This is a genomic window from Bifidobacterium sp. ESL1118, assembly GCF_058505595.1.
Genome location: NZ_CP196371.1, coordinates 1,880,237 through 1,902,267, shown reverse-complemented (window position 1 = coordinate 1,902,267; position 22,031 = coordinate 1,880,237). Strand labels below are relative to the sequence as shown.

14 protein-coding genes and 2 tRNA genes are annotated in these 22,031 nt (G+C 56.9%); 5 read left to right on the top strand and 11 right to left on the bottom strand.

What is annotated here, in order from left to right; genetic code table 11:
- The first annotated feature begins 303 nt into the window (after positions 1-303).
- A tRNA-Gly gene (locus ACSYSS_RS07740) sits at positions 304-377 on the top strand.
- Positions 378-486: 109 nt separating this feature from the next.
- Here ACSYSS_RS07740 and ACSYSS_RS07735 read toward each other — a convergent pair.
- Entirely contained in the window at positions 487-903 is a 417-nt protein-coding gene (locus ACSYSS_RS07735) for a sterol carrier family protein (RefSeq protein ID WP_491703438.1), read from the bottom strand.
- A gap of 504 nt (positions 904-1,407) precedes the next feature.
- Positions 1,408-1,632 carry a hypothetical protein gene (locus ACSYSS_RS07730; protein WP_491703437.1) on the bottom strand — a complete coding sequence of 75 codons (225 nt, stop codon included), beginning with the start codon at positions 1,630-1,632 and terminating at the stop codon, positions 1,408-1,410.
- A gap of 356 nt (positions 1,633-1,988) precedes the next feature.
- Here ACSYSS_RS07730 and ACSYSS_RS07725 point away from each other — a divergent pair, with 356 nt between their 5' ends.
- Both ACSYSS_RS07725 and ACSYSS_RS07720 read left to right on the top strand, forming a co-directional pair.
- Entirely contained in the window at positions 1,989-2,741 is a 753-nt protein-coding gene (locus ACSYSS_RS07725; protein WP_491703436.1) for a rhomboid family intramembrane serine protease, read from the top strand.
- 38 nt (positions 2,742-2,779) lie between these two features.
- A complete protein-coding gene (locus ACSYSS_RS07720; protein WP_491703435.1) occupies positions 2,780-3,016 on the top strand; it encodes a hypothetical protein in 237 nt (78 codons plus the stop codon).
- 168 nt (positions 3,017-3,184) lie between these two features.
- On the opposite strand, the gene ACSYSS_RS07715 is transcribed toward ACSYSS_RS07720, so the two are convergent.
- The 5 genes from ACSYSS_RS07715 to ACSYSS_RS07695 form a co-directional block, all read right to left on the bottom strand.
- Entirely contained in the window at positions 3,185-4,279 is a 1,095-nt protein-coding gene (locus tag ACSYSS_RS07715) for a D-alanine--D-alanine ligase family protein (RefSeq protein ID WP_491703434.1), read from the bottom strand.
- 2 nt (positions 4,280-4,281) lie between these two features.
- Positions 4,282-5,742, bottom strand: coding sequence for an aminotransferase-like domain-containing protein (locus tag ACSYSS_RS07710; protein ID WP_491703433.1), 1,461 nt, complete (start codon positions 5,740-5,742; stop codon positions 4,282-4,284).
- A gap of 234 nt (positions 5,743-5,976) precedes the next feature.
- Entirely contained in the window at positions 5,977-10,602 is a 4,626-nt protein-coding gene (locus ACSYSS_RS07705; protein ID WP_491703432.1) for a lipid II flippase MurJ, read from the bottom strand.
- Complete coding sequence (locus tag ACSYSS_RS07700) at positions 10,599-12,905, bottom strand: DUF6049 family protein (protein WP_491703431.1); 2,307 nt, start codon at positions 12,903-12,905, stop codon at positions 10,599-10,601. Before ACSYSS_RS07700 ends, ACSYSS_RS07705 begins: the two co-directional genes overlap by 4 nt.
- A gap of 20 nt (positions 12,906-12,925) precedes the next feature.
- Positions 12,926-13,762 carry an NUDIX hydrolase gene (locus ACSYSS_RS07695; RefSeq protein WP_491703430.1) on the bottom strand — a complete coding sequence of 279 codons (837 nt, stop codon included), beginning with the start codon at positions 13,760-13,762 and terminating at the stop codon, positions 12,926-12,928.
- A 114-nt stretch (positions 13,763-13,876) separates the two neighbouring features.
- Between ACSYSS_RS07695 and ACSYSS_RS07690 the strand changes: the two genes are divergently transcribed.
- On the top strand, positions 13,877-15,292 hold the full coding sequence (locus tag ACSYSS_RS07690) for a CCA tRNA nucleotidyltransferase (protein ID WP_491704278.1): 1,416 nt from the start codon (positions 13,877-13,879) through the stop codon (positions 15,290-15,292).
- 8 nt (positions 15,293-15,300) lie between these two features.
- Here the strand turns inward: ACSYSS_RS07690 and ACSYSS_RS07685 are convergent, their stop codons facing one another.
- From ACSYSS_RS07685 to ACSYSS_RS07670, 4 genes are all read right to left on the bottom strand, one after another.
- On the bottom strand, positions 15,301-15,993 hold the full coding sequence (locus ACSYSS_RS07685) for a LytR C-terminal domain-containing protein (protein WP_491703429.1): 693 nt from the start codon (positions 15,991-15,993) through the stop codon (positions 15,301-15,303).
- A gap of 212 nt (positions 15,994-16,205) precedes the next feature.
- On the bottom strand, positions 16,206-17,465 hold the full coding sequence (locus ACSYSS_RS07680; protein ID WP_491703428.1) for a ribosomal RNA small subunit methyltransferase A: 1,260 nt from the start codon (positions 17,463-17,465) through the stop codon (positions 16,206-16,208).
- A gap of 245 nt (positions 17,466-17,710) precedes the next feature.
- Positions 17,711-19,141 (bottom strand): resuscitation-promoting factor, encoded by a 1,431-nt coding sequence (locus ACSYSS_RS07675; RefSeq protein ID WP_491703427.1) that lies wholly within the window; start codon positions 19,139-19,141, stop codon positions 17,711-17,713.
- 345 nt (positions 19,142-19,486) lie between these two features.
- A tRNA-Thr gene (locus ACSYSS_RS07670) sits at positions 19,487-19,560 on the bottom strand.
- Between the two features lie 365 nt (positions 19,561-19,925).
- Here ACSYSS_RS07670 and ACSYSS_RS07665 point away from each other — a divergent pair.
- Complete coding sequence (locus ACSYSS_RS07665; protein WP_491703426.1) at positions 19,926-22,028, top strand: InlB B-repeat-containing protein; 2,103 nt, start codon at positions 19,926-19,928, stop codon at positions 22,026-22,028.
- Positions 22,029-22,031 lie beyond the last annotated feature (3 nt).

The window sequence follows — 22,031 nt, the reverse complement described above, 5'->3', positions numbered from 1 at the left end:
CCCGATGCAGCTGATAATGCCGTATAGCGTCACTATCTGTAGTATTTAGAATAAACTCCGGTGAATAATGCCGTGTAATGCCACTATTTGTCGTCGTAAGATTTGTGCGCAACAGAAAGTGCCTTATATTGGCATTATTTGTCGTTGATTGGATGCCCTCCGACAGATAGTGCCGTTTTTCGGCATTATCTGTCGGAGTTGTAGCGTGGACCGACAGATATTGGTTTCCTACTCGGTTCGTGCCAGTGCCATTTGCCTCAACGTTGTGGTAAACTTGCTATTCGTGCAAGGCGTTGCACGCCTGCGGATGTAGTTCATCGGTAGAACGACAGCTTCCCAAGCTGTAAAGGCGAGTTCGATTCTCGTCATCCGCTCCATAGTGTTCTTGGGTTTATCCGATTTTCTTGTTACGCATTTCTCATTTTCCCGCATTGACATCGCCAAAGACATTCAGGATGTTTTAGCCGGCAAGGTAGTTGTAGAGCACTAGTCAAGCGGCAGAAGCGCGCTCAAATCGTCTCGCTCACCTACGGCGCTGATGTGGCCGGCGTTCTTTTCCTCGGCCCATCTCGTCAGTCCGCACGCCAGGCGCAGCCACACCTCCGGTTCCAGCTCGATGACATCGGGAGGTGTGAGGTTGTGGGGGTCGGAGGCTGGTCCGTCGAGGATCTTCACCGCGCCCCAAGGTGCCACGCGTACCTCTACCCCAGGCCCAGGAGCCTTGTTTTCCAGCAGATACAACGAGTAGCGCACCGCCATCGCCCATGTAGGACGCGGCAAATCGGTCGGCGAAAACGTGAGCCTGGCTTCCAGTGCCTCACCGCTGTGCTTCGCCGCCTCTGCGCGCCACTGATCGAGTGACTTCATGCCTTTGCCGATGTCTTGTTCACGAATTGCTGCCATAACGCCATTATATGTGGTTTTCTGATCCTAACTTGGCCAAGATTTGAGGTCAAGGACTTTGTTCTGGGCCCGTTCTCCATTCAGAGGGGACTTTTTCCGAGAAAGTTTCCAAACTAAAAAATAGAATGGCGGAATTCTAGCATTTTGAATTTTCTGCAGTCCCAGTTTTTGAGGAAAAGTCCCCTCTGAATGGAAAATCAAGCGTGCAATTCATTCAGTGGGTACTTTTCAACGAGAAATTGAGGAGAGAAAATTCAGGAAGGTTGATATTCCGCCATTCCTGATTTTGGGCAACCGTAATTTCACTGGGAAAGTACCCACTGAAGGAAATCAGCGCAGGAAAATCTGTAATTGCGGTGAAATCAGGCCTGAAATAGGCGCGGAAAGGTGGTTTGCATTTCGATAAGGAGATGTTGGGAGTGGCCGGACCCGAAATGGGCATGAAAAAGTCCTTACACAGCTTGAAAAACTATGCAAGGACTTCAACGGTAAGTGAAAATCCTATCAGTTGAGACCGGGCTCAGCCTGAGCCTGCCCTTGGGCCTCATCTGTGCCCTCACCCTTGTTTAGCCCAAGGTCGACGGGCGAGGAGCTGTTCTCCCATGGCTCCTCCCAGGGGTCATAGTCCGGATTCTGCTGCTTGTAAAGATACAGACCTGCGACTGCCGCCAGCAGACCACCGAAGAGCAGCGCAAAGAACTTCCAACCGTTTGAAGATTTATTCTCCATTACGGCTCCTTTCTAGTTACTGTTGACTTGCTCTTCCAAGCCAACGCCTGTACCCATCATAGCCGATATAATGTGAAAAGGCTGTGAGAGTGAACAACATTCGGCGTTTCTTCAATGAGTGGTGAAGAAACATTCCTGCCATATAACCATGATTTACAAATATGACCGAACCATGACTGATACCGAAACGTTGCTTTGTGGCCATTGCAGATTCGGCAGTTTGGGTCTGGGCAGTATATTATATCCGGCAAACTCACTACAATGCTACGAATATTGAGTAATGCTGCCGGCGGCCAACGCTAGCGGTAACGTTGATAGTGGCTTGTTGTGAAGACATGGACGAAAGCGACGGCGAAATGACAGACGGTTTCAGGCGAAACAGCCACCCCAACCTGCGTAAGCTGCGCTACTACTGGAGAAGCGATGCACCGGTCATCACGTACGTGGTGATGGGGCTGTGCTTCGCCATCTGGGTTGTGGAAGTGGCGTTGGAACGGTTGGCCCCTAGCGCGTTCAATTTCATGATCGGCTACGGCTCGTTCCAGCCTGCGCTCGCGTTCCACTTGCCGTTCAGTTGGCTCACGTCGATGTTTCTGCATGCGCCGTCGGTGTTTCATGTGCTGTTCAACATGTTGACGTTGTTGGTTGTTGGCCCATATCTCGAACGGTTGCTTGGGCATTGGAATTTTCTGGCCATGTATATTATCTGTGGGCTCGGTGGGGCCGCTGGCATCGAGGTGTACTGCAGGTTGAGCGGTAACTGGATCATGTCTGCGTATGGCGCTTCGGGAGCGCTGTTTGGCCTCTTCGCCGCCGTGCTCGTGGTGTTTCGCCGCACTGGCCAGGACATTCGCACCATGGTGGTGTGGATGGCCATCAATTTCGCCATGCCTCTCTTCGACCACAACGTAGCGTGGCAGGCACACGTGGGCGGCTTTGTCACCGGTCTGTTGCTCACATGGCTGTTGGTGTTTGGGTTCAAGGCTCTGCGCGGTCGGTCGCTTGCCCGGCGCATGGTCATCTACGGAGCTGGGACGGTGGTGGTGCTCATTGGCATCATCGTGTTGTGCGTGGCTTCGAGTCCGCTGAGTTTGGGGTTGCAGGGGTAGTGCGTTGGGAATTGTATAAACAGTGAGGTTTGTTTATTATGTTTGGATTTGATGGTGTGAAAGCTGCGATTTCGGCGGCGCTGACAGTGACGCAATGGGTTATTTTCGTTGCCATTATTGGTTTTGGCGTATTGCATGCAGCAAAGGAATATGTTGTTTCACTGCAGCATCCTGAATTTAGCGCGCCAAGCTACGTGGCATGGCTAGGCGTGGTGCCATTCGTTGTTGTAGCAGTGGTGGTTGTGATTATCCTGCAGATTATAAAGAAAGCCTAAGAAAATGATGGGTGTGGCTCGTTGCAAGCAGAACAATCCCACCTATTCTTTTAAGTATTTTCTTTTATAAGTATTTGTTTCGTTCTTAATAGATGGCGTGGTGCTGTTTGATGATCAATACAAGCAGCACCACACCATCAATTGAATGAAGATAATGGTTGAGCGATACTAGGCTCGGTTTTGCCGCAATACCGATTCCACCAATGCCGAGTAGAGGTCTCCCAAGTCGTAGCCTGCGGCAGTGGCGGCTTGTGGCAGCTGCGAGGTGTCGGTCATGCCGGGGGCCACGTTGGACTCCAGGAACTGCGGCACGCCTGCCTCATCAACAATGAAATCGGTGCGGGAGATGTCTCTTAAACTCAGCGTCTGATGTGCCTTGAGCGCTGCACTTTGAGCCGCACTGAGCACAGCCTCTGGCAGTCTGGCGGGCACGTAGAAGTCTGATTCGTCGGGGTTCATGCGCGCCTCGTAGTCGTAGCCGCCGGAGCGGGTGGCGACCTCCAGCGGCGGCAGGACCAGCGGCTCGCCGTCCACTTCAAGCACGGACACCGAGATTTCGGTACCGGCAACGGCCTGCTCCACTAGGGCCACGTCGCCGTATGCGAAGCAGTTGACCATAGCCTGTGGCAGTTCAGCTGCGGAGTTCACACGGGTGCAGCCCATCGCCGATCCGCCCATGGTGGGTTTGACGAACAGTGGCATGCCCAGGGCCTTGTCAAGCAGTTCGACCACGCCCCTGGCGCCGAGCTCGCGGAACATGGATTCGGGAAGTGCCACCGATGGCGGTGTGGAAAGCCCGCCGAGCTTGCGCACCACGTTCTTGGCGATTGGCTTGCTCCAAGCCGTGCGGCTCGCCTTCGCGCGAGAGCCGATATAGGGCAGGCCCTCTAGCTCTAGGACATCGCGGATGGAGCCGTCCTCGCCGATGGCGCCGTGCAGCAGCGGCCAGACGATATTCGGACGTGTGGCAGGATCGGTCAAATACGGCAGCAGGTCGCTGTCGAGGTCGTGGAACTTTACGTTCCAGCCAGCCTCATTCAGGAAGCCGCCCACGCGGTGCCCCGATTCCACTGATACATCGCGCTCGTGGCTGAAGCCGCCGCAGATTACCAACACGGTGGTCGCCGCACGGTCGATGGCGGCCTTATGGGCTGCGTGCCTTGCCTTGGGATGCTCACTGATGGGCATATTGCCATCTCCTTGTGACTTGGCAGCAGCGTTTGCCTTGCCTGCGCCGCTGGTCTTATTCGTATTCCCTACCATCGTTACGCCTCATCTTTTGCATCTGTAGTGGTGGCTTTACCGGCTTTGCCTGTGCCTTCTGCAATGTTGCTGTTGTTTGCCATGCCCGCGCCACCCACGTCGCCTGCGCCGCCGAACAGACGAGCGGTCTCGCGCTCGGTATCCATCACACCCGCCAGTCTGCGGATGCCTTCGTGGATCTGCGGTGGGGTGGGGTAGCAGAACGAAAGCCGCATGTGGTGTGTGCCCTCTCCGTTCAGGTAGAAACCGGTCCCGGCCACGTAGGCCACCTTCGCAGTGACGGCACGCGGCAGCATCTCCTTGCTGTTGAGCTCATCGGGAATCTTCAGCCAGATGTAGAAACCTCCCTTGGGCTTGTTCCACGAGCAGTAGGGCAGGTACTCCTTGAGCGCGGCGTCCATGGTGTCGCAACGTTCCTTGTACATGCCACGATAATCGCGTATCTGCGCCTTCCAGTCGAAGTTGTCGAGGTAGGTGGTGATGGTCATCTGGCTCATGTTCGGTGGGCACAGGATGCTCGCCTCGTTGGCCAGGATGAGCTTCTGGCGGATGCCTGCGGGTGCCACGATCCATGCGATGCGCATGCCGGGGGCGATGATCTTCGAGAAGCTGGAAAGATAGACCACGTTCTGCGAATCCATGCTGCGCAGCGCCGGGTAGGTCTGCCCGTCGAATCCGAGCAGACCGTAAGGGTTGTCTTCAACCACGAGCACATGGTATTTGCGCGCGACCTCGAGGATCTTCGGCCGCCGCTCCACACTCATCGTAACGCCTGCGGGGTTATGGAAGTTGGGTACGGTGTAGAGGAACTTCACCTTCTTGCCTGCGGCTTGCTGCGCCTTGATGGTCTCCTCGAACGATTCGGGGATGAGCCCGTTCTCATCGGTGGCGGCGTTGGCCACCTCCACCTGGAATGAGCGGAAGACGCCGAGGGCACCCACGTAGTTCGGGGCCTCCGAGATCACGACATCGCCTGGGTCACACATGATGCGCGTGATGAGGTCGATGGCGTTCTGCGAGCCGTTGGAGATCACCACATCGTCGGCCTGCACGTCCTTGATGCCTTCGAGCGCCATGATCTGCAGCACATCCTCGCGCAGATGGGGGTCGCCCTGGGCCGAGCCGTACTGCCAGGCCTTGTCTCCCTGGTCTCGCATCATCTTGGCGATGAGCTCGGAAAGTTCATCGAACGGCATCCGCTTCAAGTAGGGCATGCCACCTGCCAGTGAGACCACATCCGGCCGGCTGGCCACCGAAAAAAGCGCACGGATTTCCGAGGCTTTCATAGCGTCCGCGCGCGAGGCATAGGAATCGCGCCAAGGGTCGTTCATGATGACCTTGGATGGCTGTGAGGAGTCGGCCGACTTCTTGCCGCTGGTGCCGCTTCCTCTCGAACTTGTTTTCCCAGGATGTGTAGTGGTACCCGACAGCTCGCTGCGTTTTTTGTTGCGTTCGCTCGCCATGCTTCAGCCTTTCCAGACAGTGTATAGGCGTGAATCGCCCTACCCACAGCACTGCCATATTTGTAATATCAGACTGTAGTACTGCCCATTGTCTGCCCCACGGCGGAGAACGCATCAATTTCCGATGATTGTATTCTCGCAGATGCAGACGGTGCACGTCGCTGGTTAGGGGGCGTGGGAGCTATGGGATGCCGGCGTAGATAACCGGCACGACCATGCACCGGTCTGCGCGGCCTAGAACACCTGCACCTTCTCGATGTAGAGCGAATTGCCGGGCAATGAATTCATAGGCACCCAAAGCAACAGATCTTGGGTGGTCACCTTGTCCTTAAGTTTCACTTCGGTGGTACCGCTTTGATCGAAACTGAATTGCGCCACGTTCTGGCCGGATGTCGGCTTGTCTGTATTGGCCATGAGCTGTGCGTTGCCGCCTGAAGAGCGAATGGTGACAACGAAGCGCGAGACAGGCTCAGCCTGGTTCAGATGTATATGATACCCATAGCCTTGTTGTCCGTCGGTGTTGTCGATGAAGGCCTGACTTGCGATTTGGTAGGCAGTGGTGTTCTCGGGCTGGGGTGCGGCCTTCGGTTTTGGAGCCTTCTTCGTTGTCTTTTGCTTGGGGGCGGTGTCGCCGCCTTCCTCGTTTTTGTTCCCCTTAAAGGGCACTGTATTGAGATCTATCTTGGGCCAAGGGTTTGACTGCGAGTTTGATTGGCCCGCACCTTGGCCCCCTCCCCGATTGATGAGACCGATGAGGGCGAATCCCAAGGCTGCTATGAGCAACAGAGCGACGAGAACCACTGCGATTATTTTAGTGGTCTTATGTGAAAGCGCCGGTGAATCGGAAAACTCCTCTGACTTGCCAGTCTGTTGGGCGGCAGGGGTAAAGCTGGGAGGTTCCGCACCTGCGGCCTGTTCCGCGCGTCGCTCTTCGCGCAAAGCCCTAGCGGATTCCTCGCCTGGTTGGATTTGCAGTCCATATTCGTCAAAAACCGGTATGCGGTTTGTGGCTTGGAAGGCGATGTAGTCGTTTTGCGCATCTGTTGCAGGCGCACCTGAGCCGCCAACGGTTGCGTTGAGAGGCAGTGTGGCATTCGAAGTGTTATGCGCCTGCTCGTCGTGCAGACCCCTATTCTTGGATGTCTTTGAGCGCTTCGCAAGATTGGCCAGGCTTGACTCGCCGGCAGTGGTTGCAAAATCGGCGATACGATTATTGGTGGTCTGATTGGCATTGCTGTTGGAGGATCCAGCGTCGTTGGCGGAATCGTTAAGCGGCGACCCCAAAGCGCTGGTTTCGTCCACAGACCTCTTTGCAACCGAGCCTCCCACGCGTGATGCGAATTGTGCGTTGCGGGAAGAATGATCCGTATGTTGATTGTTCGTGTAGTCGGGGAATAATGAGTTGTCGGCGAACGCATCGACGGGTTTGAATGCCTGTGCCACCTCGGCGGCGGCGATGTCATGGAAATCGAGATGAACGCCTGTGTCCCCTGCGTCTTGCGATGTTGCATCGGCGGGATAGGGTGAAGGAGAGAAGGCCTCTAAAGCCTTGTCGTTGTTGCCATTGGCTGTGCTATGGCCAGAAAGTATGGATTTGAACGTACGGGCCGTAGCATGAGCTGCGGCACTGTTGCTCTGATCGTCTGTGCCCGGGGTGGAAGGCTCAGCTTCATCCGGGTTTGCCGATTCTGCTGCGTTGCCGTTGCTGTCGGTTTCCTCGGAGCCATCAGGTGCGCCTGCCGCCCCGTCGGCTGTTGCGTTTCCATTGATCAGTTCGTCGGAGAGCTCCGCAATGGCATCAGTTGTGACCGGCTGCAAGACGGCATGCTCGATGGTGGCATCGTGGCTCGTGCTTACTCCCAAGTCAACCTTATTGAGTCTGGCAACGGCATTGTAGAGGTTCAAGGACGAGGTGCGTCTTTGCGCCTCTGTCGCCGAGCTTAGCAACGACATGAGTTCCGAAAGTGAGACCATCGCAATTGTGGATGAGTTGTTGAGATATGCCGGATCCAAACCACGTTGGCAGATGAGCTGAAATTCCTCAGGCGTGTTTTCAGGCAGTGCAGTTAAGTCGAAATCTTTGATATCCGCGGTCTTCTTGTCGACAAGCATGGCGTACAGCAGCGCGGAAACCTGATAGACGGCCGTGCGCTCCGCATCCATCTTCGGGGTCTTAAGTAGATCGACGAACAGTGGGGTCACAGGGGCGTCGGCGATTTGCACGCCTTTCGTGTCGATGCGAACCATGCCCGTGGTGAGGGTGGGCAGTGAGATGCCGTCGGAAAGTAGCTGTTTCAATCCTTCGGCAACTTGTGAGGCAATGAGTCGCATCGTTTCGAAGTCCAGCGGGGTTTGAGCAGCGGTCAGTCCAAGGCAGTTATCCAGCGAGAGGTCGGGGTCCAGCTGGGTGACAAGCACCGGTGTGTTCTGCACATGCTGTAGCGAATGAACTTTTGTGAACCGATTGGTGACGGATAACGCGAGGGAGGACGCGATGGCTTCCACAGTGGCTGCCACGGACATATTGGTAATGATGAACAGCTGTTGTTCGCGGTCAAGAACGATGTCGTTGACCCGCCAAGCCTCAAGTCCGTCAGCTTGGCGTAGAGGCGAAACCAACTTGTATCGATTAATGACAACATCGTTTGATTTCGGTTTCATAGCTGATTCGGTTCTGCTCGGCGATTTGGTTGTTGGTTGAATGCTTGTATGGTTAATCCTAACGTTGGGCGTAGCCGAGTCGATATGGGTCTCATAAGAGGGTATGGGTGGAAGGTCCATGTGTGTTTCCCCATTGTTTTCACTTGGTACGTGTGCGCCTGCGCCGTTCACATGGGTGGCAGGGGGCTTGGGCGTTGATGACTGCGCGCCACCATATTGGGCCGGTGACGACTCGGTGCCGTTTTGCACTGATGCCCGGTGCTTCAAACTGTCTTGCTCTGCATCATTCCAAATACTCGATTGCGCCAGAGATGAAGCAACGAAGGAAGGAGGCATGAATGAGCCTGTGTCGGAGATGGAGCTACGCACGATTCGTGGAGTGTATTGGTGCTCCCCCGAAACGACTCGGCGCGCCTGACGAGAAGCGGCATCGGACGTATCCGGTTTGCTGGTTGCAGCATTGCGTTTCTCGCCCTTCATAGGAGCTTCGACGCTTTGAGCGGTGTTCTCGGTGGTGTTCTGAGCGATTTCCCCCTTGCCCAGCATTTTCCTTACACGTTGCGTTCCCGATTGCACGAATGCAACAAACTCAGGGGTTCGCAGTGCCCAGAGTGCGCCTGCGTAGACCAGCGTGACCAGAACACCCAGTACGGCGCAGACACCCACCGCCTGAAACCAGTTCATATGGCCGGAAGTGCCTTGCAGATAGGCTCCAAACAGCGAATACACGGGGTAGCGCAGGAGCAGGCCGAGGACGGTGGACACTATGGCGGCGATGGCTCCCTTGGCAAAGGTGAGCGAGAGCTTTGCCCCGTCGATGCGCCCCTCAAACCGTTTACGCAGCATGATTACGAGGGCCGGGAAGGAGAATACGTAGCCAAGTGTGATGCTGATGCCCAGAAGCGCCACCCAGTTGTCCTCGCGAATGAGCAATGAGCCCACAAGCAGGATCGCCACTTGAATGACTGATTGAAGAGCCATGAAAATGAAGGGATGGAAGCCGTCTTCGAATGCGTAGAACGTGCGTTGGATGATGAGATAGACCGAGCACAGCGGCAGGCCGAGGGCGAGCCCGATCAGTGGCCCGCTCATCAAGAGTGCCTCCTTGACGCTGATCGAGGGCAGCAACGTCAAGGAGATAGGTGCTGGCAGACACACGAACACGGCGGTAAAGAAGCACATGATGAGCCAAACGTTGCACAGGGACTGGCTCAAGGCGCTCCTGGCGGAGTCGATATCATGGTCGGCCACGAATTGTGCAATGCGTGGGAAGATTGCTGTGGCCACCGAGACTGCGATCAGTGAGTAGGGCAGGATGTAGATGGTGAAGGCGTTCTGGTAGGTGGCGTTGCCGGCCACGTCGTAGAGGCTTGTGCCGTACGCTTCGTGGGCTTTGAGCGGTGCACTGGTGCTGATGCGTGTGTTGACAATGGTGGCGATCTGGTCGACCGCCACGATGCCCAGGCTCCATGCGGCAACGGGTCCCATCTGCTTGAGCCCTATGCCGTGGATGCCGAATTTGGGCCGGTAATGCACGCCGATTTTGAACAGCGGCAGGAACAGCACCAGGGCTTGGAAGGCCACGCCCAGCGTCCAGGCGCCGGCGGTGAGGGCGATCTTGTCGTTGGTCCAGAAACCGAGAGGCTGTTTGTCGGCTTTGCCGAAGAGCAGGATGAAGGCGGTGAAGCCGATGCAGCTGATCACGTTGGCGCCCACCGAGCTCCAGGCGTACACGCCGAAATGCTCTTTCGCCGCCAGAATCTGGCCGATTACGGTGTACAGCCCGTAGAAGAAGATCTGCGGTACGCACCAGAAGGTGAATGCGGTGGAGAGGGCGAGCATGTCGTTGCCGCCGTTGACGTAGAGCCTCGTGAGCGCCGGGGCGAGCGCCGCCACAATGCCGGTGACGGCGAGCAGCAGGACGATGGCGAACGTGATGAGTTTGTTGAGTTGCTCCTCCGCGTTCTTGGATTTGAGTGTGCGAACGATCTGAGGCACCAGGACCGCGTTGAAGATGCCGCCTGAGATCAGCGTATAGATGACCTGCGGTATCTGGGAGCCTGCCTGATAGGCGTTCGCCGCCAGGCCCGTGGTGCCGACGGCTGCCGCCAGCAGGATGGTGCGTACCTGCCCGGTGATGCGGGAGGCCGCAGTGCCGGTGGCCATCACCATGGAATTGTGTCCGATGGTCGAACTCATTGATCGGGATCCTTCTTACGATTGAATTGCCGCCACAGGCCGGCTGCACCGAGCAACAGGGCGACGGCTATGAACAGCCAGCCGGTGATGTCGCTGATGCGCAGCGTGGAAGTGATGTGTGTGGATTGCGGTTCGGAGATGACAACGCCTTTGCGGTCGAGGAGTTTCATCTGTGCATCGGCCGAGCCTGATGTGGAAACACGCACTGTGAAGGTGGTCTGCGCGTCGCCTTTGGCGGGCACCGTCAGTTCCTCGAACCTCGAAGTGACGATTTCCATCGAATTCGTCAATGAGGAGATTCGTATGTGCACGGGGTAGGGCAGCGCGTTGCTCACGGTGACGGGCATCTTTGCGCTTTCGCTGACCACGGTGATCGGTTCCGATTGATTGATGCGGATTCCACCCAGCAGCCTGTTTGCCAAGCTCGCAGCGCTGGCGGTCAAGCGGATATTGGCTGTGGTCTGTTGCGTTGGATTGGATGTATCGGTTGCACCGGAAGCCGAATCGTCTGACGACACCGCTGCTGGCGTCTCGACGCTGCTTTGCGCAGACAGCGCATGGAATGCCAGCTGATTGTGCAACGAAGCAATTGCGCCAATCCAAGCGTTCCCATTGACAGGCCTATTGGCTGTATCTTTGGCGTCTTGGCGAGCCAAAGACTGAGGGTCGCTGTTGTTGTCTTTGTTCTCGGGTTTCGTTTGCCCTTGCTCGCGATTCGTGTCGCTATCTGACTGGGCAGATGCGGATTTATCCATAATGGCATCGCGGAAGCGGGCAATGTCATGTGCGCTGCTTTTGAGCGAATCAAGGGTTTCGTCCAGCTGCTTTGTGGCTTGTGAGCTCATTTCGGCCGTTTGGGGCAAGGCTTCGGCTGCCTCATCGCCTGACATATAGGGTTTGGATGTTGCCAAGGTGTCCAGTGAAGTCAAGGAGAGCCAGGTGGCCTGTTCCAGCGAGCTCAGGATTGCTCCGTTCTCGTCTGCCGTCCGTGAGGAGGAAAGGCAGATCAAAAGGTTGCGCGCCGCGTACGGCTGCTCCATCTGGCAGAAGGCGCTCTGGGCCATGAGTCTGGAAAGCCGGCCGGCCTCACTCAGCTCCGCCGTGGCCGCCTTGTCTGAAGGATTGCCCTGTGCAAGCTGCGTCAGGTCGCTCTGAGCGGCAATCAGTGTGGTGTCTCCTGCGCTGGTGGGCACGCTGTACACGTTGGAATGCGCTGTTGTGTTGTCTTCGCTATTCAAACCGTCTGGTGCGATGGCAACGGTGTACCCCTGCTTTCTTGCGGCGGTGAGTGCATCCATCGTCCATGTTCCTTGCCCTTGCCAGGCAAAAGCGGTGGGTGAGGCAGCGTTGTTGGCAAGCGCCTCGCGGTACTGCTTGAGACTGTTTGCTGCGTTCCAAGTGGATTGCGAGACCCCGGCGTCTTCATAGTCGCCTGGAACGCCATGGGCGCTGTAGGCGGTGATGTCAAAATCTCCGGACTGCATGATGCCGCTTGATTTCGGCACGAGCTTGAGTGTTTTGGCGTATAGCGGGTCAACAACGACCTGCAATTTGGGATGGGCGTCTACAAGTTTCTGTATGTCGCTCGGAGTTGACTTCCCTTTGGTTCCACCGCTCGTGCTGATGCCGTTTTGGATGGCGTTTGCCACATCCGCGCCCTTGCCGCTGTTCATAAGCGTGTCGACCTGTTTGTCATCCAGCTTCCAGGAGGCATCGGTCATCGGCATTGCCACGGTGACGGGCATGGGCGGTGTGTCCGCTGTGTTGATGCCGTCTTTTGAACGGGTCAGGAATGTATGCAGGCTTCCCATGCGGTTTGCCGCCACTATGGAGTCACCGGTGAAGTAATCTATCCTTACGGGTTTGGGCCCCCAGGATTGCAATGCCTTCAGGCGGTCTTGGTCCGGGTTTGCGTCGACGTTCACCGTGGCTGAGCCATGTGCCGGCAGTTTAGGCACCTTTACCCGTCCAAGTTCGTCTGATGTGACGATTGAGCTCTGCGATCTTGACCAATCGTTGAAATCGGTGCGTGAGACGAAGGTGTAATAGACATTGGTCGCCACACGTAGTGTCCCGGCATCCAACGCGTGGTCGGTGGTGTTTGTAACGGACGCTTTGACATGGTACCCGGAATTCGAACTCACAACCGGTGTGGCGGATTGAAGGCTTATCGTGGCCTCCGTCTTGGTCTCATCGCTTTGGGGCGCGGCCGAAGCCCTAGGTGCAGAAGGCATCGCAACGAAGCACAGCGCGGCCAGCGCCGCGCTAAGAAGGCTTGCGTAGTGTGTCAGTATTCGTCCCATATGGGCATGAAGGTGGTTTCTCATTGCCTCTGCCTGTTCATCTTTCGGGCGTACAGCCATACGATCTTGCGTTCGTTAGGATAGCTGAGCACGTTGTCAAGGTCATCGAAATCCACCCATTTCGTGTCTTCCGCCTCGTGGTCCGGGTCGCCTTCCACGGTGAGGAAGCCGCCGGTCATGCGCAGGGCGAAGTGGTGGACGAGCTTGTGCACGCGTTCCTCTGTGCCGGTGAACCAATAATCCGTGGTGGCGATGGAGCTGACCACCTCTCCCAATATTCCCGTCTCCTCGTGAATCTCACGCACCGCAGTCTGTTCTGGAGTCTCGCCCTTTTCAATATGTCCCTTGGGCAGGCACCATTCCAGATGGCCGCTACGCGAATGGCGCGCTATGACGGCCACGCGATTGTTGTCGTCGAAGATCAGCCCGCCCGCCGAGTATTCACGCACTGCGGGAAGTTCCTGGGCGTCCAATGAGGCAAATGTCGCGGAGCCGCCGACTTGGTGCGTGCGGGCCATGAGGGCTGGTGTGGGAGCCTTATTTGTGGTTTTTCCGCCGTCTGTCCGATCACCGTTGGCGCCGTGCCCCCCCTGCCCGTCATGTTGGCCCTGAGGCGATTGGGGCTCGCCGGCGTGACCCGGTTTGAGGATGTCTTCAAGTTTGTTGAGGGCCTTGCCGTCCAATCTGGTCGCGAATTGACTGTCCTGTCCGTCCGAAGCGGAAGAGTAGAGCAGTGCGTCGGGTTCGATGTCTTGTGTTATGCTCTGGCTCGCCTCGGGCCTGTCTGTTTTGCCGTTTTGGGCGCGCTTACCCGAGGCGTTGGCCATCATGCGTGCCATGTCTGCGGGTGTTATCATGGTTCCCACTCTACTCAACCCGCTGTGCAGATGGGGTGAAGGTATGCTGGAAGATAGTAAACATAGGCCTTCGGCGGCCGGTGTCGGCGGTTCTAAGGAGTGTCAGGAGTGGCATTGGATTTTACGGTTTGGCCTGAGGCCATTGAATTGGGGCGGATGTTCGCCGACTCGGGCTATGAGCTTGCGTTGGTGGGCGGTGCGGTGCGTGACTTGCTGCTCCACAGGCCGAGCCACGACCTGGACTTCTGCACATCGGCGCGCCCTGATGAGTTCGAGCCGATTCTCAAGCGGTTCGGACACGACGGGTTCTGGGATATGGGCCGGAAGTTCGGCACACTCGGGGCCATGCGCCGGCGCGCTGACGGCACCGAGGTGAAGGTGGAGGTCACCACATACCGCAGCGACACATATGATTCTGACTCGCGTAAGCCCGAGGTGAGTTACGGCGATAGTTTGGAAGGCGATCTTTCCCGGCGTGACTTCACGGTCAACGCCATGGCGTTGCGGGTGCCTGACGTGCAGTTTGTGGATCCCTATGGTGGGGCGAACGACCTGGCGAAGGGCGTTCTGCGCACACCGGTCGATCCGCGTCAGTCTTTTGACGACGACCCTCTGCGCATGATGCGTGCCGTGCGGTTTGTCTCTCAGCTCGGCTTCCGCATCGAGCCGGACACCGCCGAAGCCATCACCGACATGACCGATCGCATTCGGATAGTCTCGCCTGAGCGCGTGCGCGACGAGCTGGTGAAGTTGCTGCTCTCCGAACGGCCTCACGAGGGCATCGAGGCCTTGGTGGACTCTGGTTTGGCCGACATCGTCTTGCCTGAAATCCCGGCTCTCCAGCTGGAGATCGACGAGCATCATCGTCATAAGGACGTCTTCGAGCACACACTCATGGTGCTCGACCGGGCCATTGCCTTGGAGACCGGTTCGGACGGCCCGGTTCCCGCTCCTGACCTGACGCTGCGTCTGGCCGCGCTTCTGCACGACATCGGCAAGCCCGCCACCCGTCGTTTCGAGGCTCAAGGAAAGGTGAGTTTCCACCACCATGATGCGGTCGGGGCCAAGATGGTGCGCAAGCGCATGAAGGCGCTGCATTTCGACCACAAGCTCATCCAAGATGTCAGCGACTTGGTCAACATGCATCTGCGCTTCCACGGCTATGTGGATGAGCCCTGGACCGATGCTGCCGTGCGGCGATATGTCAAGGATGCGGGCCCCTTGTATGAGAGGCTCAACCGACTCACCCGCGCCGATGCCACCACGCGAAACCGTCGTAAGGCACTCGTGTTCGAGCAGGCGATGGATGAGTTGGAGGAGCGGGTCAAGAAGCTCAAAGCCGAAGAGGATCTGAACTCCATCCGCCCAGACCTCAACGGCAATGAGATCATAGAGATACTTGGCATCAAACCCGGCCCGATAGTGGGGAAGGCCTACAAGCACATGCTTGATTTTCGTCTGGACCATGGCCCCGCCTCACACGACGATGCCGTGGCCGAACTCAAGCGTTGGGCAGATAAACAGGAATAAGGCATAGTTTAGTTGGACTCATTCGAGTCGGAGGCCTGAGGTGCCGGAGGAGCATCGTGCACCGGAGCGCCCGGCAGCTTCCTCTTACCGTCCTTCACGGCTTTCTGCACAGATGCAAAGCTCTCACAGCCGCTGAGGTTCTTGATTCTCGCGCCCTTTGCAGGCACTTGCTTCTTTGGCACTAGGTCGTTGAACGTCTTCCCCAAGACGACGTCTACCAAAGCGTCGCCACGGTCGTCCATCACCATCTGTGCATCCGTGAAATTCGCTCGCACAGTGTAGGCATCATCAATGCCTGATGCACCATAGTAAATAATCGTACGTTTCACATTTTGACGGGTGTAGTTCGTCACCGAGGTGACGTTGAACAGCCGTTCATTCAGCGCTTCCCCCACAGCGCCTGCAAAGCCACGTGAGGAGGTGCCGTTGAGCACGCGCAGGTAGACTGCGGAGTTCGCCAAGTAGGCAGGGGCATTGCCTTTGTCGTCGAACGGCGCGCAAACGGAGGCAGCACCAAAATTGTGATTGGCCTCCTCCTCGGGAGAGACCGAGGCTTTGGCGTCGAAAACATGGAACCATGAAAGAATGGACAGGACCAAAGCCACAACCATGACGGCGGCAACAAGGGCGAACACCCTGACCTGCCGTTTACGCACATAGTGCCTGCGCTGCTCACGCTCGTCAATGTATTGCTGTGGCATCCCTGTTCCTGTCGATTACATCAGTTCACTGTGTTACCGGTCCGTATATGCAGTAACACACATTATCGATTCCATTTTATCGTCACTCCGTGACGCAGCAGCTATCCGAACGCCGGTTGAAGCGGCGATTCACTTATCGACTGGCTCGTGATTGGCGTGCATCAACACACGCGCCTTTTCCCGCAGGAGAGTGCGCATGTGCTGACCGTTGGCTAGAGCAGGCCGTTCGCGCCGGCCAGGTTCGTGAATTCGTCAATGGTCAAAGTTTCTCCGCGGCGAGTGGGGTCGATGCCTGCGGTCTCAAAGGATTCCGGACTCACCAGCCCCTTGAGCGCGGCGTGCAGGGTCTTCCGGCGTTGGCCGAATGCTGCGTCCACCAGACGGAATACCGTTTCACGCCTTGGGCGCATCCCACCATCACATCCCTCTTCCTCGCGGAGCCATTGTGTGGTTACATTGTGCTGGTTTGGTTTGGTTTTGGCGGTTTGCCGCTGTTGCGTTGGAGTTTGTTGCGTTGCAATGGTCGGGGTTTGGTGTGCTGTGGAACGCGTGAACGAGACCAATGCCGAATCCACATTCGGGGCTGGCCAGAATACGCTCCGGCTCACGAGCCCTGCCCGCTCGGCTGTGCCGTACCATGCCAGTTTGGCGCTAGGGGCTCCGTAGATCTTGCTGCCGGGGCCGGCCACGAGCCGATCGGCCACCTCCTTTTGCACCATGACGGTGAAGTGGTTCAGATTGCTGAACCGTTCGAGCAGGGTGAGCAGGATTGGCGTGGCCACGTTGTAGGGAAGGTTGGAGACGAGGGTGAATGGGTTGCCCGCGCTGGCAGAGGTTGTTGCTGCACTGACATGTTGTGCGGCTACTGTTGTGCGGCTGGCTTTGCCTCTGCGATTTTGCACTGGGGCTCGCAAGGCATCGGGGGCGAGCTGTGGCAAGGTCTCAGGGCTCAGACTCAGTGCGTCGGCGTTGACCACGGTCAGCCGACCTGCGGCATTGGGCATGAAGCTGGTGATGGTCTGTGGCAGGCGGCTGGCCAGTGCGGGGTCGATTTCCACTGCGGTGACGTTCGCTCCTGTTTCCAGCAACGCCAGCGTGAGCGAGCCCAGCCCAGGTCCGACCTCCAACACGTTCGTGCCGCTTTTCACACCAGCCTCGTGTGCGATGCGGCGCACGGTGCCGGGGTCGATGACGAAGTTCTGCCCTAGTTTCTTGGTTGGGCTGATGCCCGCCTCCGCGGCGATACGCCGTATGTCGGCCGCACCCAGCAGATGCCCGAGGCTTGGGCTTGCAGCACGCTGCGAGAGCTGGGTGTGGTCGTCGCTGTCAGTTTGTTTTGATGGGGTTGCGGTCTCAACTTTGATTTCGGCGTTGAAGTTTGCCGTCCGATGCTCTTGATCGGTGCCTGTGCCCTTGAATGCCCAGTCGGTTGGTGCGCTGTTCGAATCTGCGGCTTTACCCTGCTTGTTCATGCTTTCAACCTACACAATGAGGTGCATTTTGGGGTCATTTTCATTCAGTGGGTACTTTTTCTTTGGATTTCGTTGATACAAAAATCAAGAATGTCGGTTTCCCAGTCTTTTTGGATTTCGGTGTTTGCCTATTGCCGAGAAAAGCCCCCTCTGAAGAAACAGTTGGGGCTCGAAAACGGGTGGAAATGCAAAAAGCAGTCAGTGAATTGCTCAATAAATAGTCTAATTGAGCCTTGCTGATGGGTTTAGTACCAGCCTTGGGTCTGCCAGACTCTCCAAGCGTTTGATGGGTTACCGTAGCGGTTGGCTATGTAGTCTAGCCCTGCCCCGATCTGTACGCCGGCGTCATCATGGTAATTGGGGTATGGATTGTAGTTCAAGTCGATGAGCTGGGGAATGCCGTAGGCGGTGGACGTAGGATTTTGCTTCCACCACAACCAGCCGGACTCTCTCTTCCACATGTTGACAAGGTCATCATATTGTTGCTCGCCCGTCCAGCCTCGGGCGGCCAACGCGCCTCTGGCGTAGATCTTCGCCATGTCTGATGTGGCGTGCCACATGCCGTTGCCGTTAGACGCTGGCGGCGGTGTCGGAGCCGGAGCCGGGGTAGGTGTGGGCGCGGGCGCCGGAGTCGGCTGAGGCTGCTGTGCCGGCGGATTCGGTGTGGTTGGCTGCGTCGGTGAGGGCACTGGCATCGACGGGTTGCTGGGCTTGGCGGGCTTGTTTTCCTTGTTGCTGTTATCCGAATCGCTGCCGTTGCCGGTATCGGTCTTGCCATCGCCTTCGTTCCCATTGCCGGAGCCTTGATTCGGTGTGGCCGCCGGAGCTGCCGGCCCTACCGCGATGATTTCGTCAATCGGCTGTTTCACTACGGTTTGTGAGGCCAACGTCTTGCTCTCGGCCTGCCCGTCCACATACGTCACCTTGAAGTTCTGCCGTTTCACGCCGTTCACGCCCTGTTGACGCACTTCGCTAGTCCCCGGTGCAAGCGCATTGTCGACAATCGTACGCTCGCCGAAGGGAATCACGCTGTCCTGTGTCTCGTCCTTCTGTGTCACCCGTTGCACCCTCAGGATGGTGGTGCCGCCGCCATCCTCCACACTGACACGATCCTCTTTGCCCAACGTGATGCCTTTCGAGTCAAGAATCGAAGCCGCAGTGAGCTTGCCGTTGGGCGCCACCGATGATTTGCCGTCGGCTATGACCGTCACGGGGCCGGCTTTGTTGATTACGATGCCGCCGGTGAGCTGATTATAGACGTTCGGGAGGTTGACGGTGACCGCGGAGGCCTTGGCGTCGTTGGATTTGAAGAAGCCAAGCAATTGGTCTGCGCTCGAAGCCACGGTCCAGAACGGCACTTCCTGCCCTTCGATGGTGATGGTGGCCTGATAGGCGCTTTGCGTGCTCACGGTGTCGTGGTTCTTGAGCGCCCCGTCGGATGTCGATTTCACCACGTCGTGGGTTTTGAGCTTCACGTTCTGCGTCTGCAGCAGTCGGTCCACACTCTGGGTGTAGGTGGTCACCGTGCGGGTTTCGCCGTTGACGCTCAGCGCCACGGTCCTGCGGGCCCCTACGATGAATGCCGCAATGCAGACCAGCGCCACGGCCGCCACGCACAAGCCGATGCGCACTCGCCTTAAGGTGATGAACCTCTGCGGTGTCCAACGGCGTGCCATGTGTCCTCCTTATGTATCTGTATGTGTTTTCCCTACAGTATCTTAACCAGACGTGACGTAAAAGTAAATGAGTGTGATCAGGTGTGGTTGGCTATGAAGAATCGGTTTGACGAATTTGACGAAGGAGGTTGACGGGTTGCGCAAGATACCTCGACGAGAGGTGATGCCCGAACCTGGAACAAAGGAAGTGGAAGGGCGGGAGTGAAGGGGATACTCCCGCCCTGTGGGTGGAGTCTTGGGTTTGACCCCACCGATGGCAGAAACCTATGGTTGTAGGCTTCTGCGCCTTACTCGAGGAAAGAATTAAACCGTCCCTTCAGTTTATCTGCCCTTCGCCTGAGAAGGAGCCTCCTGTCGGGATCGAACCGACGACCTGCCGCTTACAAGGCGGCCGCTCTGGCCATCTGAGCTAAGGAGGCGCACATGCTTGGCACTGCGATGATGCAAAACATACAGAACAAAGTCTATACCAACCGCGTGAGGTTTGCGTGTCGTGCAGCTTGCAACTCGGACGAATTCAAATCCATCACGTTGCGGCGAACCGATTCTGTGCATAAACTGGAATATGCCTATGGTTATGCATGATTCTGCCGTCTCGCAATCGTCGCATTGGTTTCCGCTTGAGTGTGTATCAAACTTATGTAAAATATGGTTCCTTGATTTTAATATATCAAATGTTAACGAAACAATTATCATAATATTATTCATGGCGATGTATTGTAAAGAGGTTGGGTTTATGAACGATAGTCTGGTTTCATTTTGGCATAGGAAGGCAATTTCTGTTGTGAGGCAGCTCGTTGTGGTGTTTCTTGCCGTGGCTGTGTCGGTTTTCGGTTTCGTGGTGTCTGCTCCCGGGGCCGCTGCCGATGCGACCGTCGGAGGCCCTGCTTCCGCCGTCGCTTCCTCTCCTCAGTCTGCAACGGGTCAAAATCGCGGGAGCGGTGATGCCCATAATGCCTTGAAGTCGCATGGCGGTATCCAGTCGCGTGGCGCTTGCGTTGACGGTGCCACGGGTGGAACGGATCAGAGTCATGGCTCAGGTGTGCGTTGGAAAATCGAGGCCAGCGGTGCGCAGTGCATAGCGCACATCACCGGGTATAGTTTTGGTGGCGATTTCACCTTCCAAGACTGGGGTTCGGACTTCGATACAAATTATCGGCCTCTGGTCACCAAGATCGTGTTCGATGCCCGTATCGGTGATACGGGGGATGATTCCCGTCCCGGTTCGTTGCTGGGCGATTTCCCCCTTCTTACCGCTGTAGACAATTTGGGTTATCTCAATGCGTTCAAGGACCTTCAAGGTCTGGATTCACTGTTCACGGATGACACCTCGTTGCGCACCATAGACCTCAGCGCCATAGACACCAGCCATATTATGTCGACCAGCAGTATGTTTGCGGGCTGCACCAGCCTGCGTTCGATGGATCTTTCCGGCCTTGACCTATCCCAATTGAATGATATGAGCAGTATGTTTGCGGATGACACGTCGTTGACCTCGGTCATGCTTCCCAAAGGCGCCAAAGCCATTTACAGCGATACCGGCATTCAAACCGGTGGAATAGACACGGATTCTATGTTTGCGGGCTGCACCGGACTGCAGTCGGTCGATTTCAGCAGTATCGATTTGAGGGGCACGGATTGTTTGACGGCCAATAACATGTTTGACGGCGACACTGCCCTGACCTCGTTCATCTTTCCTTCCCGCTATCAGATGGGCATCATGACTTCCATGTTCAACGGCTGCACGTCAATGAGGTCGGTCGATTTGAGCGGTTGTGTGAAGACCACAGGAGATCCGGCCTTTCTGGACCATATGTTCTGCGGCGATACCGTGCTTGACTCGGTCACGTTCCCGACCGGCGTTCCCATAGCGGTGGCGGACATCTCATCAATGTTCGAGAAGTGCACGTCGTTGACAGCGGCCGACCTGAGATGCTTCAACGGCGTCGGGATGTGGGGCGATGGGGCGTATGCCGATAATGTGTTCAAGGACGATACCGCTTTGCGCACCGTTACGTTTGGCAATGACAATGATTTTGTGCTTGGTGAGGCGGTGGGAATGTTTGACGGCGCTTCGGCGCTCGAGAGTGTGGACATGGGTAGGTTCGATTTGAGGGGGGTGTCTGGTCCTTCCCTCATCGAGAACCTGTTTCGCGGCAATGACGCTCTTCGGTCGCTGACCCTGGGGCCCAACACGCACTTGGTCCAGGGCGCCGCCATCGTTGCGCCTGCGCTTTCCGGCGGTGTATGGGCGCAGACGGATCCCGCCGGTTCCTGGACGGGTGCGTTCGAGGAGATGCTCGGCGTATTCGGTGTCAATGACCCTGCCATGGCCACGCGCACGGCACCGGTAACGTACACATACATTGCTAGGTATTCGTTGAGTTTTGACGCCAACGGCGGTTTGGGTTCGATGGCCGCGCAGAGCGCGTCGGACGGCGAGTCGGTGGTTTTGCCGGCGAATGCGTTCACCCGTGCACATTGGACGTTTGCGGGCTGGAACACGCGTGCGGATGGGAGCGGCACGGACTATGCGGATGGCGCTTCGATGACCATGCCGGACCATGATGTGACCCTCTATGCCCAATGGAAGGCTGTCCATCACGGGCCGATGCAACCGACGGTTCCCGCCACCCCGCTTTTCCCGGCACGTCCGACGCATCAGGGTGCACCGGTCCATCATACGGTGCCCGTTGGGCCTGGTGCCCAGCCCGTCAAAACGCATCACAGCCAACAGACTGGGCATCGAGACTCGAAGGCATCCGCTGGTCCGGTCCTTGCCGCGACGGGCACGGATGTGCGCGGGGTCGGGTGTGCGGCCCTGTTACTGGTGGCGGCAGGTGTCACCGTCTGGATTGCAAGGCGTCGTTTCGCTGAAAGGAAGTAGAAG